The organism is Moellerella wisconsensis ATCC 35017, from assembly GCF_001294465.1.
GTDB classification, from domain to species: domain Bacteria; phylum Pseudomonadota; class Gammaproteobacteria; order Enterobacterales; family Enterobacteriaceae; genus Moellerella; species Moellerella wisconsensis.
In genome coordinates, this window is the sequence record NZ_LGAA01000088.1 from 1 (window position 1) to 265 (window position 265).

The 265-nt window shown below is 47.5% G+C and carries 1 pseudogene; it reads left to right on the plus strand.

Annotated features, from left to right (window positions below):
* Positions 1-264 (plus strand): annotated as a pseudogene (locus tag M992_RS15365) (recombinase family protein); the annotation flags it as partial.
* Between the last annotated feature and the right edge of the window lies 1 nt (position 265).

A 265-nucleotide genomic window follows, 5' to 3' on the forward strand; every position in this document is an offset into this window, starting at 1 on the left:
TTGATAGACCTGATGGCGGCTATGTCACATAAAGACTGGCTAAGCCGCCGTCAGCGTCAGAAACAGGGGATCGCGCGAGCACATACGATGGGGAAATACCGTGGTAAGCAGGCTGATTTCGAACGACATCAGAAGGTGTTGTATTATCGTACGGTAAAAAAATTAAGCATTCAGGAAACAGCTGAAGCAACCGGTTACAGTTGTTCTCAGGTATGCCGGATACAGGCCCTGCACAAGCATGAAAGTAAGGACAGGATTACGTAAT